This window comes from Aliikangiella aequoris (genome assembly GCF_053709105.1).
The window spans coordinates 2,798,475-2,814,432 of sequence record NZ_CM132298.1 but is presented as its reverse complement, the minus strand read 5'-3'; the positions used below and the strand labels follow the sequence as shown (position 1 = coordinate 2,814,432).

General features: G+C 40.4%; 12 protein-coding genes. 8 read left to right on the top strand and 4 right to left on the bottom strand.

Annotated elements, in window-relative coordinates; genetic code table 11:
- The first annotated feature begins 182 nt into the window (after nt 1-182).
- The 4 genes from hisS to der all read left to right on the top strand — a co-directional run bounded on the left by hisS (nt 183) and on the right by der (nt 5,058).
- Entirely contained in the window at nt 183-1,466 is a 1,284-nt protein-coding gene (gene hisS / locus ACUR5C_RS12170) for a histidine--tRNA ligase (protein ID WP_454465406.1), read from the top strand.
- Between the two features lie 105 nt (nt 1,467-1,571).
- Nucleotides 1,572-2,333, top strand: a complete 762-nt coding sequence (locus ACUR5C_RS12165; protein ID WP_454465405.1) for a YfgM family protein — start codon at nt 1,572-1,574, stop codon at nt 2,331-2,333.
- Complete coding sequence (gene bamB / locus ACUR5C_RS12160) at nt 2,333-3,472, top strand: outer membrane protein assembly factor BamB (RefSeq protein ID WP_454465404.1); 1,140 nt, start codon at nt 2,333-2,335, stop codon at nt 3,470-3,472. The genes ACUR5C_RS12165 and bamB overlap by 1 nt, the downstream gene beginning before the upstream one ends.
- A 110-nt stretch (nt 3,473-3,582) precedes the next feature.
- Nucleotides 3,583-5,058 (top strand): ribosome biogenesis GTPase Der, encoded by a 1,476-nt coding sequence (gene der / locus ACUR5C_RS12155; protein WP_454465403.1) that lies wholly within the window; start codon nt 3,583-3,585, stop codon nt 5,056-5,058.
- Between the two features lie 146 nt (nt 5,059-5,204).
- Here der and ACUR5C_RS12150 read toward each other — a convergent pair whose 3' ends face one another.
- A complete protein-coding gene (locus ACUR5C_RS12150) occupies nt 5,205-5,585 on the bottom strand; it encodes a VOC family protein (protein ID WP_454465402.1) in 381 nt (126 codons plus the stop codon).
- A 70-nt stretch (nt 5,586-5,655) separates the two neighbouring features.
- Nucleotides 5,656-7,635: a GGDEF domain-containing protein gene (locus tag ACUR5C_RS12145; protein WP_454465401.1), complete on the bottom strand. Its 1,980-nt coding sequence runs from the start codon at nt 7,633-7,635 to the stop codon at nt 5,656-5,658.
- A 339-nt stretch (nt 7,636-7,974) separates the two neighbouring features.
- On the opposite strand from ACUR5C_RS12145, the gene ACUR5C_RS12140 reads away from it, so the two are divergent.
- Complete coding sequence (locus ACUR5C_RS12140; protein WP_454465400.1) at nt 7,975-9,237, top strand: dipeptidase; 1,263 nt, start codon at nt 7,975-7,977, stop codon at nt 9,235-9,237.
- A gap of 63 nt (nt 9,238-9,300) precedes the next feature.
- Here the strand turns inward: ACUR5C_RS12140 and ACUR5C_RS12135 are convergent, their stop codons facing one another.
- Nucleotides 9,301-10,569, bottom strand: a complete 1,269-nt coding sequence (locus ACUR5C_RS12135) for a glycosyltransferase (RefSeq protein ID WP_454465399.1) — start codon at nt 10,567-10,569, stop codon at nt 9,301-9,303.
- 13 nt (nt 10,570-10,582) lie between these two features.
- Nucleotides 10,583-13,417, bottom strand: a complete 2,835-nt coding sequence (gene uvrA / locus ACUR5C_RS12130; protein WP_454465398.1) for an excinuclease ABC subunit UvrA — start codon at nt 13,415-13,417, stop codon at nt 10,583-10,585.
- A gap of 92 nt (nt 13,418-13,509) precedes the next feature.
- On the opposite strand from uvrA, the gene ACUR5C_RS12125 reads away from it, so the two are divergent.
- From ACUR5C_RS12125 to ACUR5C_RS12115, 3 genes are all read left to right on the top strand, one after another.
- Entirely contained in the window at nt 13,510-14,868 is a 1,359-nt protein-coding gene (locus tag ACUR5C_RS12125; protein WP_454465397.1) for an MFS transporter, read from the top strand.
- 33 nt (nt 14,869-14,901) lie between these two features.
- Nucleotides 14,902-15,393 carry a single-stranded DNA-binding protein gene (gene ssb / locus ACUR5C_RS12120; protein ID WP_454465396.1) on the top strand — a complete coding sequence of 164 codons (492 nt, stop codon included), beginning with the start codon at nt 14,902-14,904 and terminating at the stop codon, nt 15,391-15,393.
- A 207-nt stretch (nt 15,394-15,600) separates the two neighbouring features.
- Entirely contained in the window at nt 15,601-15,954 is a 354-nt protein-coding gene (locus tag ACUR5C_RS12115; protein ID WP_454465395.1) for a response regulator transcription factor, read from the top strand.
- Nucleotides 15,955-15,958 lie beyond the last annotated feature (4 nt).

Genomic DNA, 15,958 nt, shown 5'->3' with positions numbered 1-15,958 from the left:
GATATAAAATTAGCTAATAAAATCAATAAGTTAATCTGTTTCCATAGATTTGAGTTTGGCTTTGCAGACTATCAATCGGTTAAAAGGCTAATAAATCCCCAAATTAACCTTAAACAGCGCTGTTTCTAGGGGCAAATTAGGCTATAATTGCGCGTTTTGATTTAGCACCTAGGGAAAATCCATTGAGTAAAGCATTTCAAGCTGTGAAAGGCATGAACGATTGTTTGCCCGAAAGTTCTCCAATTTGGCAGTATTTAGAAAGCTGTTTGCGAGAAGTTGTAGCGAGTTACGGCTATTCAGAGATTCGTACACCCATTGTAGAGAATACGCAGCTGTTTTGTCGTTCTATTGGCGAAGTGACTGATATAGTTGAAAAAGAAATGTATACCTTCGTTGATAAGGGTGACGAAATGCTCACCTTAAGACCTGAAGGTACGGCTGCGTGTGTTCGAGCGGGCATAGAGCACGGGCTGCTTTATAATCAGCAGCAGCGATTATGGTATATGGGCCCTATGTTTCGCAGAGAGCGGCCTCAAAAAGGCCGTTACAGACAATTTTTTCAGTTTGGTGCGGAAGCTTTTGGGTTTGCCGGGCCAGATATAGATGCCGAGCTAATTGCTATGAGCGCGAGGCTTTGGAATAAGTTGGGTTTTTCTGAGCATGTAGAGCTACAAATAAATTCATTAGGAAGTAACCAAGCTAGAGAAGCATATAAAGCTATTTTAGTTGAATACTTTAAACAAAATGAATCGAGCTTAGATGAAGACAGTAAGCGCCGCCTTGGCTCAAATCCGTTAAGAATATTGGACACGAAGAACCCTGCGATGAAAGAGCTGGTTGCCAGTGCACCAAAGCTAAGTGAACATTTAGATGTAGAGTCGCAGCAGCATTTTGAGCAACTGCGTAAAAAGCTCGACGTTTTAGGCATTCAATATGTCATTAATCCAACCTTGGTGAGAGGCCTTGATTATTATAACCGGACGGTGTTTGAGTGGGTGACTAAAAGTCTAGGCGCGCAAGGAACAATATGTGCTGGGGGACGATACGACGGATTGGTTGAGCAGCTAGGCGGTCAAGCAACTCAAGGTTGTGGGTTTGCAATGGGATTAGAGCGCATCATTTTACTATTGCAGCAACAAGATAATCTTGCGACAAAACTTTCTGCTTCTGTTGATGTCTACATTTGCACCTTAGGCGATTCTGCAGAAAATAGTGGTTTGTCTATTGCGGAAACAATTCGTTCACAATCGGGACAAGTAAAAGTTCAACTTCATTGTGGCGGTGGAAATTTTAAAAAGCAGTTAAAAAAGGCAGATAAGTCTGGCGCTCAAGTGGCATTAATTATAGGCGAAGATGAAGTGGCTAATAACCAGGTAACGGTTAAGTTTTTACGACAAGAAAAACCGCAACAAGTTATTTCAATGGCAGCTTTAAACGACTTTTTTAGCCAAAACCTTTTTACTTAGCGGCCAAAATAGATTGGCCAACTTAGGTTTAAAAGAATTTAGATTTTAAAGAATATAGATTAAACGAATATAAATTAAGCGAATAAATAATAGCGGGAGTTTAACGTGAGTTACGATACTGAAGAACAACAAATACAAAAGCTTAAAGAGTGGTGGAAAGACAACGGTACACCTTTAATTATAGGCGCTGTATTGGGCTTATCTGGGTTTGGCGGTTGGAAGTACTGGCAAGCGGAGCAAGTGGCTTATCAAGCCGGTGCTTCAGATTTATTTAGTCAAGCCAGCGAGATTCTTCAAGGAGAAGATCAAAAGGGTTTAAGTGATAGTTTACTTGCAGTTAAAGCAGAGTATCCTAAGTCAACATACGCAATTTTTGCAGCCTTTCATTTAGCTAAATTAGCTGTTGATGCAAAAGATTTAGATAAAGCGGCTGAAGAATTAAATTGGGTTGTTAAAAATCATGCAAGCAATGATTTAGTTGCAGTCGCCAAAATTCGATTAGCAAGAGTTTTAATTGAGCAAGGCCAAGCTGAACTAGCATTAACTCATCTTGAAGTTGATGCCGATTCGGGATATAGCGCGCTCGCTAATCTTGTAAAAGGTGATGCTTTATTATCTTTAGGCAAAAAAGCAGAAGCGTTACAAGCTTATAAACTGGCTAACTTAGATAAGAAAATTGTTTCGCGCCACCCAACGCTCCAGTTTAAAATTGATGCGTTAGACAATACTAATTCATCTGATGTCGTGGTAAAAACTGCACAAATCACAGAGTCGTCAGTGGAAGCTAGTGAGGGCTCGGAGCCTACTGAACAAACTGACTCTACCGAAAGTAGCGTTTCTAATAAGGTGACTGAGGAAACTAAGTGATGCGTAGCTTGTTTGCCGTAATTGTTATTGCTTTAGTTTTAGTGAGTGGATGTAGTGACGAGGTTGATATTTACCAACCCGATCCATTGGTCGATCTTGAAAACCAATTTGAAACTAAGACTTTATGGTCTGTCTCTGTTGGCGATGGAGATGATGATAAGACATTAAAACTAATGCCCGTTTATAACTATGGCAAAATATTTGTCGCCGACGGAAGTGGTATGGTTTCAGCGGTGGATCCAGCAAATGGTAAATTACTTTGGCAAGTCGAATTAGATGAAAAGCTTGGCGGTGGTCCTGCTGTGGCGAATAATCTTATTGCCGTTGGAACTCAAAGTGGTCAGCTCATCGTATTAAGTGCTGAAGATGGCTCTATTATGTGGCGTAAAGATGTCTCTAGTGAAGTTGTTTCTGCACCGGATATTGGTGATGGAGCTGTTGTTGTTAGAACAGTGGATGGAAAAATCACTGCATTTAACGCGGAAGATGGCGAACAAATGTGGCTCTATGATCAAGTGATGCCGTCATTAACTTTACGTGGAGAATCAGCTCCAGTAATAATTGGTGGCGGAGTTATTGCTGGTTTTTCAAACGGTAAAATTGCGGTGTTTTTAATTCAGAACGGCCGCGTTGCGTGGGAAAAAACTGTGGCATCGCCGATAGGTCATTCTGAAATTCAAAAGTTGGTCGATGTGGATATTAAGCCGTTGGTTTTTGGCGGTAATATTTTTGTTGCTGCTTATAATGGCAATTTAATGAACATTCAGGCAAATAACGGCGAGATTATTTGGCAACGTGAACTTTCTAGTTATCAAGACTTATCAATAGATGAGTTAATGTTATTAGTTACTCACGAAAATAGTCATGTTAGCGCGATTAATCAAACTAACGGTGAACTATTGTGGACCCAAAAGAGTTTACACCGTCGTCAGTTAACCACACCCGTCGCGATAGGTGATGAAGTTGTAGTAGCTGACTTTGAGGGTTATCTTCATTGGCTTTCTCGTAAAGATGGCTCTATGCTTAGTCGAGAAAGTATAGATTCTGCTGGTATTAGTGCAGCACCTTTGGTGATTGACGATAAAATTATTCTTTATAGTCACGATGGCACTTTATACGCAGTTAAAAAGGAAAAATAGAAAGCTTGGCCGATAGCTAGCTTTTTAAATGTGGCGGTAAAATATTTGCCGCCATTATTGTTAGTAAGACTCGCAAAATATTTTGCAAAGACACTTTTATAGGTTAATTCATGCTTCCAGTCATTGCCCTTGTTGGGCGTCCAAATGTTGGCAAATCTACATTATTTAATCGGTTTACCCGCACACGTGACGCTTTGGTTGCTGACTTACCTGGGCTCACTCGTGATCGTCAGTATGGACATGCGACACTGATGAACCAGCCATTTATTATTATCGATACCGGAGGTATTACCGGTGGCGAGGTCGGTGTGGATGGTTTAATGGCTGAGCAGTCAATGCAAGCAGTGCGAGAAGCGGATATCACCTTGTTTATAGTGAACGCGCGAGAAGGGTTAACTCCAACAGACGAGTCGATTGCACTGCAACTTCGTAGCGAAAACAAACCGATACACTTAGTGGTTAATAAAGTTGACGGGCTAGATCAAAACACTGTTTTATCAGATTTTTTTGCATTAGGGTTTGATTCAGTAACGCCCATTGCCGCAGCTCATGGGCGAGGTGTCAATCGTTTAATCGAAGATGTTATTTTACCTTCAGCTGAAATTCAAATTGAGCAAGCTAAGGCGGAGGTAGAAGCATTACAAAGTGAAGTTGAATTAAGTGATGAAGAAGCTGACAAACTAGGTAAGCCGGCAGCAGAACCTGAAAGCGGGCCAAAACTGGCTATTATCGGTCGCCCGAACGTTGGTAAGTCTACCTTGGTTAATCGTATGCTCGGTGAAGAACGAGTGGTGGTTTACGATATGCCGGGAACTACTCGAGACTCTATATACATTGAAATGGAGCGCCGTGAAAAAAAATATACGCTTATTGATACTGCCGGAGTGAGAAAACGCGGCAAAGTCAACGAAGCAGTTGAAAAGTTTTCGGTACTCAAAACCTTACAAGCAATTAACGACGCGAACGTTGTTATTATGATTTTTGACGCGCGAGAAGGTATTACCGAGCAAGATCTTCATTTACTTGGATTTGCCATTGATGCTGGGCGTTCTTTAGTGTTGGGCGTCAATAAATGGGATAACATGTCAGAAGACAAACGCATTGATGTTAAAGAAGCTATTGGTAGACGGTTACATTTTGCAGATTTTGCCAAGGTACATTTTATTTCTGCGTTACACGGTACCAATGTTGGCCATTTGTGGGACTCTGTAGATCAAGCTTACGCGAGTGCGCGAGTTAACATGACAGCCTCTAAGCTAACGCGAATATTAGAAATGACTGTTGCTAAACATCAGCCACCAGCCGGCGGACGTTTTAAAATCAAACTACGTTATGCTCATCCCGGTGGACACAACCCACCTAGAATCGTTATCCACGGTAATCAAACTTCTGCATTACCCAAATCTTATGTACGCTATTTAGAAAAAAGTTTTAGAGAAGCGCTAAAAATTGTTGGTACGCCTATTAAGTTCGAGCTTAAAGAGTCTAAAAACCCTTATGAAGGTAAAAAGAAAAAAGTTACTGCCGAACTGATGGAAAAATCTCGCCGAAATCGCAAAAAGTACAAACAGTTTGGTAAAAAATAACGGCTAACAGGCAGATAAATTTAAATTTGTTAGCCTTTCTTTTTGACTTATTGTACCTAGCTAGGTGTTGATACCGCAAGACGGCTGTTGGGTGACTGATGTTTTTTAATCAGTCATTTTACTCTATCAAGTGCTATTAATAGGCTTTACTTTAATGAGTGCAAGCCAATCATGTTACCTTCACTATCAGAGGCTAAACTAATAAATCCGTACTCACCAATGGACATTTTTTTACGCACAATCTTGCCGCCGGCCGGCTCTACTCTAGACTCTTCAACTGCGCAATCCTCACAGGAGAAATAAACTAAGGTACTGTTTCCACCAGAGGCAAACCCCTCCATTTTAACTAGCGCACCACTTGCACCATAGGCTTCCATATTGGACGGAAAAGCGAGCATTAAAATAGATGAGTCACTCGGGTCGCTAATTTGATCAAGTTTCACGCTTAAAACAGTTTGGTAAAAGGCTTGAGCTCGTGGCATTTCTTCAACATAAATTTCGAACCATCCAACGGGATTACTAATCATTGCTTATCTCCTTTAAGTTTGGGTTATATAAAAACTATTTGGCCTTAAATGTAAAAAAATAATGGCTGCTCTAATCAAAAGATGTTTTGACAGTTACCGTTTTCTTCTTAATCGCAACGTCTAAAGGCTCGTTAAGCAGTTCTTCTAATTGTTCTTTTTCTACAACGTTTTCATTGTTAATTACAACCCAGCAATTTCGGCTTTTAGTTTTACCATAATAGAGCGCTGAGTCGGCTAAACTTATTAGTCGAGTCCATAAACTAATATTTCCCGTGTCTATAAATGGATACTTTACAACACCTAAAGTGCATGTGACCTGAATAGGCTCATAGTTCGAAATATTGAACTTTTCTTGGTTGATTGTCTTTAAAATTCGGTCGGCAAGTTGATAAGTTCTTTCGTTATTATCTAGGCGAGCAATATAAACAAATTCTTCGCCACCCCAGCGAACTAATAGATCTGTGTCGCGAGTAGCTTGGCTTACTCGGCGACTAAGTTCGAGTAAAACTTCGTCTCCCGCCTGATGGCCATAGCTGTCGTTAATTTTCTTAAAGTGATCAATGTCAAAAATATAAATGCCTAAAGCGGCATTTTTTTCTGTGCGCCTAGCTCTATGAACGTAAGAAAGCTCTCTTTCTATTTGCTGTTCTAAAAATCGCCTATTGCCCAACTTGGTGAGCGAGTCTCTTACGCTCATGCGTTGATATTGCTGCGCAAGCTTTTTCTTTTGGCGAAGTTGTGAGGCAACCAATAAAATAAAGCTTACTAAAATAACAAACAGCGCAACAAAAAGTTTTTGGCGATTTGCGTGAGTGGCATCTCGCTCTTTCTGAAGTTCTTCTTGCTGCTTTAATACCACACTTTTTAGCTCTGACTCTCGTTGTAATCGCTTTAATTCAGTATTAGAAGCTGCATTAGTGCCTCTGTTTTTTAGTTGAGATTCTAGCTTATTAATAAAAAGAGACTTGAATTTTTTTAGGCCTTCAAGTTGTATGTTCGAATCATCAATCTGGGTTAAGCGTTTGTATACATCGAGCTCTACTTCGATGGTTGTTTCAGGATATAAGTTAAGGCAGTTGCTTAATTTTTCTGTTTTATCCCAGTGTCGCTTAGCAAGCTGCCGATAGCAGCCTAAGTATTGATCAATAACTGGGTAACCCTCTGTTTTGTTAGAAACTTTCTCTAAAAGCCGCTTTGCTTTGTCAAAATTACCCGTTTTGGCTGCTGCAAGCGCTGCAAAGCTTAATGCACTGACGTGATATTGGTTGTCCGGTGATATCAATTTCTCAAAAAAGTAGAGTGCTTTATCGTATTCATAAAGATGCAGAATATAAGCAATGCCTGTATTAAAATTAGTTAAATCTATATCATTCTGATAGCGAGCGACTTCATCAGCTTCAGTTTCCGTTTCAAGAGCTTTTAATGCTCGTTTGCGAATTTTTTCTAATAACTCAATCCCTTTGCGCTTGTAGAGTTCATCTCCGTGCACTATGTAATTGGTGGCAGTGTCCATCATTATGCCGCTGAGTAACGCTTTATCTTCTGTGGGGGCAATTGATAGTGCGGTCTCGTAGCTACTGTAGGCTCCGGCTATGTCGCCGTGTTGAGATTGACGCCAAGCCAAGTTATTAAGCATCATTGCAGTAGAGCGTAAGTCCTCGGCTTGCCTTGCGTCGTGGATAATTTCTAGCACTTTGGGGTAGTAAGCTTTAAAACTGGGGTAACTTGCTTCGGTACATATTTCGCGGTATGCGTAATCTTCACGAAGTGGTGGGGTTTGGGCGCAAATTAGGCTGGTTTCATTTATGTGGTTTTGCTGATAGAGGATAAACGCTAAGGTTGTTTGTTGCCGGTAATATTCAGCCTCTGTTAACTCGCTAGGGTTTTGTTGTTTAAGCCAATTAATTTTCTCTTGTTGAGTGAGCTGATTGAATGTTTCTGGCCATGGAGCTAAGTTTAATACCTCGTTATAAGAAATATAGGCCCAACAATTAGTCGAAGAAAGCGAAATTACTCCGAGTAAAAAAAATACCTTAATATTTATACGCATTGCCGAGTCTCATTCAATAGTATTATGCTAGATAAATATTTTGCCCTTTCCTAGGTTTAACTCTGCATCTGTGGTCATTTTTGCTAATTAATATCGGTAAATTATGGATAAATTACGATGATTGATGCGCTAAGAGAGCTAATTAGCCTTATTTAGTTTAGCTGTATTTATCGTCTTGTTTGAGTATAGCAAAAACTCGTTAATATCTAGGCCTATTTTAAAGCCAAGTAATAATGACTTTAAAATTAATCATATAGCCTAGTTAAAATTGACATTGATAATGTGGGTAGGCAAAGTAAGTGCAATTAACATTAAAAATTATTGATGGAGTAAAAAGCAATGATTCACTATAAAAATAACGCTTTAATATTGCCTTTGGTGCTATTGCTGTTTGGTTGTTCGAAGCAATCATCAGATCACCCTCATGGTATGACAAGCGCTAGTGAGTTGAGTGCGCCAGCAGCCTCTAGTCGAGCCCTGAAAATAGCTCATTCAAACATTATTCTTGATGGACATATTGATGTGCCTTATCGCTTAAAAAGAAAAATGGCAGATGTTTCTAAATTAACAGAAGAAGGTGACTTTGATTTTCCTAGAGCAGAGCAGGGAGGGTTAAATGCTCCTTTTATGTCGATTTATATCCCCGCTTCTCTTGAGTCTAGCGGTGGAAGTTACGAGTTAGCAAACGAGCTGATTGATTTAGTTGAAAGTATCGTTGAAAATGCGCCAGATAAATTCGCCTTAGCAGTGTCTCCTCAGCAAGTTGAAGATAATTTTGCCAAAGGACTTATTTCATTGCCTCTTGGCATGGAAAATGGCAGCCCAATAGAAGGTGATTTAGAAAAGCTTGCACACTTTTATCAAAGAGGGATCCGTTATATTACTTTAACCCACTCCAAGGCAAATCATATATCTGACTCTTCTTATGATGAAAACCGCCCTGCGCAGGGTTTAACTCCATTTGGGAAAAAGTTAATCAGTGCAATGAATAATATGGGCATTATGATCGATGTTTCGCATATTTCTGATCAAGCTTTTTATCAGGTGATGGAACTTAGTAAGGTACCAGTTATTGCTTCGCATTCTTCAGCAAGACACTTTACACCGGGATTTGAAAGAAATATGAGTGACGAAATGATTAAGCTACTTGCTGAAAAGGGAGGTGTCATTCAAATTAACTTTGGTTCTACTTTTATTTTACAGTCATCTATAGAGAATAATAACGCCTATAAGGCCGCAGTCAAAAACTTTTTGGAAAAACATCAAGTATCTAGTAACGATCCTAAAACGATAGCCTTTTCAAAAAGCTATCGAGAGAAAATACCATTTGAATATGCGACGCTTAGCGACGTGCTTGATCATATCGACCATGTAGTCGCTATTGCTGGTATCGATGCCGTGGGACTTGGTTCAGACTACGACGGTGTAGGTGATAGTTTGCCTGTAGGTCTTAAAGATGTTTCTACTTATCCCGCTTTAATTGATGGTTTAATTGCACGAGACTATTCAGAAAATGATATTAAGAAAATATTATCTGGCAATGTTTTAAGAGTTTGGAAGGCGGTGGAGGCGTTTTCAAAACAGCAACAAACTGTCAACTGATATCTTAGTCTAATTATGCGTTAACCTAAAAAACACAGGACATAAGCGGAGCTGGATTTAGCTTTAATTTGAATTAAGTTTATTTTTAGCTTCAATCCAGCGCGACATATACTCGCAGCTTTTAAGCAAATGATGATTTAACATCGCACCACTAAAGTTGTTGCGCCGATGAGTGTCGAGATTGAGTTGTATTTGTTGAAGCTTTATGGCGAGTTTTTGCGTATAAAGCTCAGAATTATAATGTTGCTCTAAAATTGTTGCTGCATTTAATCGGCTTTGTTCCCATAAACCTTCATCTTGATAAAGTTGTACTGCAGCATTGGCAATCTCGTCTGCGGTGTTAGCAATTAATCCAGGCCAGGCCAATTCACCGTGCATTGCTTCGGCACCAATACTGGTGGTGACACTTGGCGTTGCACATTGCATGGCGTCAATTAACTTGCCTTTAAGTCCTGCACCAAAACGTAGCGGCGCAAGGCAAATACGCGCTTGTTGTAAAACCTTAAACGCGTTATCGACCCAACCTTTAACTAAAAATCCTTGTTTAGGATTGTGAAGTTGAGTTGCTTTTTTAGGCGGGTAAGAGCCATAAATGTGCAATTCAGCTTGCGGCAACCGCCGCTTTATTTTGGGCCAAATTTGCTGCAAAAACAAAACAGAATCCCAATTGGGAGCGTGTCTAAAGTTGCCAATGGTCATAAAGTGTTGGCGCTGAGAAAAGCTTGGATTTTGTGACTCGTTAAATATTGGTGCAGCATTTAATTTAAGCAGAAATGGAATATGAATTAGATAATTGGCATCTACTTTAAATACTTGCTGCAGAATTTCCATTTCAAATTGGGAAATAATTAAGCTTAAGTCGCAACGTAAAATGGCCGCTATTTCTCGTTTTGCCAAGTCATTATCTAGTAGGTCGCTCGTATCGAATACTCGGTTTTGTTTGTGTGCTAATTCTCGTGCGTTGCGCAAGCATTGTAAATCTTCAGTGTCTAATATTTTTACTGCTAAAGGGCAAACCTTAGATACCCGCCAGCCGAACTGCTCTTCCATCATAAATCGATCAAAAAGTACCACCTGTGGATTGATTTTTTCCAACTCAGTATCAAAGCTGGCGCTGTTTAATTCAATCGCAAGGCTTTCAATACCTTCATCACCAAGCTTTATCATGTGTTCGGTTGGTTGCGATGGCGTTGCAAAAATGACCTTATAGGTTGATTGTAAAAAGCGCATTAATGATAAAATGTGGCTACCTGCCGCAGAAGACTGCGGCTCTGGCCAAACATACCCTATAACAAGTAATATTGGCTTTTCGGTTGATAGCTTTTGTACCATAGAGTGGGCTCAACTACTTTTGTTTCAATATATCTTTTAAAAATCGACCAGTATGTGAAAGTTTATTTTTGGCCACATCTTCAGGCGTTCCTTCGGCAATAATTTGACCACCTTTATTACCACCTTCTGGACCTAAGTCAATAATCCAGTCTGCGGTTTTAATAACATCTAGGTTATGTTCAATTACCAAAATGGTGTTGCCGTGATCGCGTAACTTATGTAAAACAGCTAATAATTGTTTTACATCATGAAAATGCAGTCCTGTGGTTGGTTCATCAAGAATATATAGGGTTTTACCGGTGTCTCTTTTACTTAATTCGCGCGACAACTTTACGCGTTGCGCTTCACCACCAGAAAGAGTGGTTGCTGCTTGACCTAAGCGTATGTAAGATAAACCTACATCAATGAGAGTTTGCAATTTGCGAGCGATTGCTGGAATAGCGTCAAAAAAAGTTCGGGCATCTTCAACAGTCATTTCGAGTACGTGGTGAATGTTTTTACCTTTGTAGGTAACCTCTAAAGTTTCGCGATTGTAGCGTTGGCCTTTACAAATATCACAGGCAACGTAAACATCTGGTAGAAAATGCATTTCTACTTTGATAACGCCATCACCTTGGCATGCTTCACAGCGGCCGCCTTTCACATTAAAACTAAATCTGCCGGGTTTATAGCCGCGCGAGCGAGCTTCTTGGGTACCAGAAAACAACTCTCTAATCGGAGTAAATATGCCAGTGTAAGTAGCAGGGTTAGAACGTGGTGTTCGCCCAATAGGACTTTGATCAATATCGACGACTTTGTCGAAAAATTCCATTCCATGACAGCTGTCGTGATGCGCAGGTGTTAGTGTTGTCGCCCGATTTAATTGGGTGGCAGCAATTGGATATAAGGTGTCGTTAACTAAGGTTGATTTACCAGAACCGGAAACTCCCGTTACACAGGTGAGCACACCAACAGGTAACTTTAAATCCACAGCTTGTAAATTATTTCCACTTGCGCCTTTGAGTTCCAAATATTGTTGCTCGGTTGCACTTAAGCGTTGTTTAGGAATATCAATTTTTTCCTTACCGCTTAAATATTTACCGGTTAATGAGTTTTTATTGCTTAATATATCTTTTAATTTGCCTTCTGCAACAATTTCTCCGCCATGGACTCCGGCTCCTGGGCCAATATCTAGAATATGATCGGCGCTGCGAATTGCATCTTCATCGTGCTCGACGACAATGACGGTGTTGCCTAAATCGCGCAAGTGATTAAGTGTTTTTAATAAGCGTTCATTATCTCTTTGGTGCAGTCCAATGGATGGTTCATCTAATACGTACATTACTCCTACAAGTCCGGCACCGATTTGGCTTGCTAGCCTTATGCGTTGTGCTTCGCCACCCGATAGGGTATCGGCACTGCGCTCTAAGGACAGATATTCAAGCCCAACATTGACTAAAAACTCTAACCGAGAACAAATTTCTTTAAGAATTTTGTCTGCAATTTTGCCGCGCTTACCAGTTAACTTTAGCTTGCTAAAGAATGTGTGTGCATCATCTATTGGCATTGCGGCAATCGACGGTAAGTTATGTTTTTTGATCAATACATTTCGCGCTTCTAATTTTAATCGTGTACCGCTGCAGTCTGGGCAAGCTTGAGTGTTCATATACTTTTGCAGCTCTTCTCTTACCGCCATAGACTCGGTTTCTTTAAAGCGGCGTTGCATATTTGGAATCACACCTTCGAATTTATGGTGCCGAGTCATTACATCGCCGCGATCATTGGCATAAGTGAATTCAATTTTAGTATTGCCGCTACCGTACAGAATAATATCGCGATACTTTTTTGCGAGTTTACTAAACGGCTTTTCTATGTCGAAACCATAGTGCTCGGCAATAGAGTTAAGCATATGAAAATAGTAGACATTTCTTCTATCCCAACCTCTAATAGCACCACCGGCAAGTGAAACTTCAGGGTTAAGTACAATTCTGTCTGGATCAAAAAACTGATCAACGCCTAAGCCGTCACAAGTAGCGCACGCGCCCGCGGGATTGTTAAAGGAAAACAGACGAGGTTCTAACTCTGTTAAACTGTGGCCACATTGCGTACATGCAAATTTAGCGGAAAATAATATTTCTTTTAATTCGCTTGTTTCATCCATTGGCGCGATATTAGCAATACCGTCGGCTAGTTCTAGTGCGGTTTCAAAAGATTCAGCTAAGCGCTGCTTAAGATCGGCGCGAACTTTAAAGCGGTCGACTACAACTTCGATAGTATGTTTCTTATGCAGCTCTAACGCCGGTGCTTCGCTTAGCTCATAGGTTTTACCGTTTATTCTGGCCCGTACAAAACCTTTAGCTTGCAGCTCTTCAAAGAGTTGCACGTGTTCGCCTTTACGGTTTCTAACCACTGGCGCTAATAGTAGTAATTTACTTCCTTCGGGAAGCGCCAAGGTATGATCGACCATTTGACTTACCGTTTGGGCTTCTAGCTTAGTTTGATGCACCGGACAGTAAGGAGTTCCAACTCGCGCAAAAAGTAACCGCAAATAGTCATGAATTTCTGTAATGGTGCCAACAGTTGAGCGCGGATTATGCGAGGTTGATTTTTGCTCAATTGAAATTGCCGGTGACAAGCCTTCAATGTGCTCTACGTCGGGCTTTTCCATCAGCGATAAAAATTGACGAGCATACGCGGATAAAGATTCGACATATCGGCGTTGACCTTCAGCGTACAAAGTATCGAATGCAAGGGAAGATTTTCCCGAGCCAGACAGTCCCGTAATGACAATCAGCTTGTCTCTGGGTAAAGTCACATCAATATTTTTTAAATTATGGGTTTTTGCGCCGCGTACTTCTATGTGATTCATAAGCAATCTTGTATAATGTCGACCTTTGAAAAACGAACTCAACATAATAACCCAAGCGAGCAGTTAAGGCCAAAATGAATCAGCAGTCGCGCATGAATAAAATAGAAAAACTGGCTGCGCTGACATTAAGTAGTGTTTTTGCCCTGCGAATGTTAGGGCTTTTTATGCTTTTGCCGGTTTTTGCTATTGCCGGGCAAAGCTTACAAGGCTATACCCCAGCCTTAATAGGGTTCGCTATTGGTGCATATGGGTTAACGCAAGCGATTTTACAAATTCCTTTTGGTTGGATGTCGGATCGCTTTGGGCGTAAACCGGTGATTGTATTTGGGTTGTGCTTGTTTGCTCTGGGAAGCATTGTAGCCGCTTTAAGTGACACTATTTATGGTGTCATTGTGGGGCGTTTACTTCAAGGCTGTGGTGCAATTGCTAGTGCCGTAATGGCCTTAGCTGCTGATTTGTCGCGTGACGAGCAAAGAACCAAAATTATGGCCAGTATTGGCATGAGCATAGGCGTTGCTTTCGCCTTAGCTATGATTGTTGGACCGCTTTTAACTAATTGGTTAGGCTTGAGTGGAATATTTTGGGTCATTGCGATTTTAGCTTTTGTGGCCATTGGCGTTATTTTACTCATTACACCACAACCTAAATCTCAGTTTATTCAGCATGATGCTATTGCTGCCAGTGGTCAAATTAGAGAAATTTTTGCCAATCGCCAACTCTTACGTTTGAACTTTGGTATTTTTACCCTTCATTTTTTACTAACCGCTTTTTTTGTCGCATTTCCATTAAGACTAGCCACGCTGGACTTGGCGCTTTCTCAACACAGTTGGGTTTATTTAGCGACTATGCTTGGTGCCGTTATTATTATGTTGCCTTTTATAATCATTGCTGAAAAATATCGCCAACATGTTAAGGTGATGATAGGTGCGGTGTCTATCATTGCTGTGGTTGAGCTTATTTTTGGATTGTTTGAGCTTAATTTGCAATGGATTATTATTATAATGGTTTTGTTTTTTGCTGGTTTTAATTTGTTAGAAGCATTGCTACCGTCCATGATTTCTCGGATCGCTCCCTTGTCCGGTAAAGGTACAGCATTAGGCGTTTATTCTACTAGTCAGTTTAGTGGCGCATTTTTAGGCGGGCCGGTGGCAGGCTTGCTTATTCAGTATGCCTCAATCGAAAGTGTGTATTTTTTAGGGGTGGTGTTAGCGTTAACTTGGGTTTTATTCTTGTTTGGATTAAATAATCCACCGGCGTTAACCAGCTACACACTAACAATGCCTGATGTATCTCCAGAGTCATTTCCTAATTTAGTTAATGAAATCAAAGCAATAGAAGGAGTGTCTGAAGCAGTCGCCCTGCCAGAAGCAGGCGCAGTGTATTTAAAGCTCGACAAAAAGAGGCTTGATTCAAAGACCTTTGAGAAATATAGTAAACGCTTATCCAGTTAATAAAGCAGAATTTTTTAATTCAGGAGTAATTTAATGGCCAGTAGAGGCATCAATAAAGTAATTTTAGTCGGAAATTTAGGTCAAGATCCTGAAGTTCGTTACACCCCTAATGGCAGCGCAATTGCCAATATTAGCATTGCCACAAGCGAAAGCTGGAAAGACAAAAATACCGGCCAAATGCAAGAAAAGACCGAATGGCATCGAGTTTCGTTTTTTGGGAAATTAGCTGAAATCGCAGGTGAATACTTAAAAAAAGGTTCGCAGGTTTATGTAGAAGGCAAGCTCCAAACGAGAAAGTGGCAAGATAAACAAGGCCAAGACCGTTACACAACCGAGGTTGTGGTAGATGGATTTTCTGGCGTGATGCAAATGTTAGGTGGTAGAGGCGAAGGCGCAAGTTCTGGTGGTGGACAGCAATATCAGCAGCGTCCTCAGCAAGGCGCGCCACAGCAAGCTCCGCAACAACAGCCAGCACCGGCAGACAGCGGGTTTAATGATTCTTTTGATGATGATATACCGTTTTGAATAAATTTTTGGAATATTCGCTCGGTTTAGACCTACGTTTGTAGGTCTATTTTTATGTAAATAGTGCACACTTTTCGCTCAAATGTTAATTTTCACAAGATTAAATTTCAATTTGCGATCCTTTTTCTTATTTGATGCCTATACTTAGAAACATAGTTAACACGCAAGTTGTTTAGCATTCTGTCTGCGGAAAAGGTTTATTTTTAGATGGGTAAAAAAGTACTAATAGTTGATGATAGCTTGGTAACTCGCATGATGATTAAAGAGATCATTTTGTCAGAGTTCCCCGAATGGGAGTGTATTCAAGCGGCATCTGCAGAAAAAGCAATTGAAGCCTGTGGTTTAACCCAGTTTGACTATATTACATTAGATATTAATATGCCGGGAAAAACCGGCTTAGAAGTCGCACCTCACCTGTTACAAAGCCAACCAGACGTTAAAGTTGCCGTACTGACTATTCATGAGCATCACGAAGTACGCGAAAAAGTAGAAGCTTTAGGGTTAACTTTTTTGAACAAGCCAATTAATGCCGATGAAATTATCGATTTTGTTAAATCTTAAATCC

Coding starts and splice junctions, on each gene's coding strand:
- ACUR5C_RS12125 (WP_454465397.1), top strand. CDS start 13,510: ATGAATAAAATAGAAAAACTGGCTGCGCTGACATTAAGTAGTGTTTTT.
- uvrA (WP_454465398.1), bottom strand. CDS start 13,417: ATGAATCACATAGAAGTACGCGGCGCAAAAACCCATAATTTAAAAAAT.
- ACUR5C_RS12140 (WP_454465400.1), top strand. CDS start 7,975: ATGATTCACTATAAAAATAACGCTTTAATATTGCCTTTGGTGCTATTG.
- bamB (WP_454465404.1), top strand. CDS start 2,333: ATGCGTAGCTTGTTTGCCGTAATTGTTATTGCTTTAGTTTTAGTGAGT.
- ssb (WP_454465396.1), top strand. CDS start 14,902: ATGGCCAGTAGAGGCATCAATAAAGTAATTTTAGTCGGAAATTTAGGT.
- ACUR5C_RS12115 (WP_454465395.1), top strand. CDS start 15,601: ATGGGTAAAAAAGTACTAATAGTTGATGATAGCTTGGTAACTCGCATG.
- ACUR5C_RS12135 (WP_454465399.1), bottom strand. CDS start 10,569: ATGGTACAAAAGCTATCAACCGAAAAGCCAATATTACTTGTTATAGGG.
- der (WP_454465403.1), top strand. CDS start 3,583: ATGCTTCCAGTCATTGCCCTTGTTGGGCGTCCAAATGTTGGCAAATCT.
- ACUR5C_RS12150 (WP_454465402.1), bottom strand. CDS start 5,585: ATGATTAGTAATCCCGTTGGATGGTTCGAAATTTATGTTGAAGAAATG.
- ACUR5C_RS12145 (WP_454465401.1), bottom strand. CDS start 7,635: ATGCGTATAAATATTAAGGTATTTTTTTTACTCGGAGTAATTTCGCTT.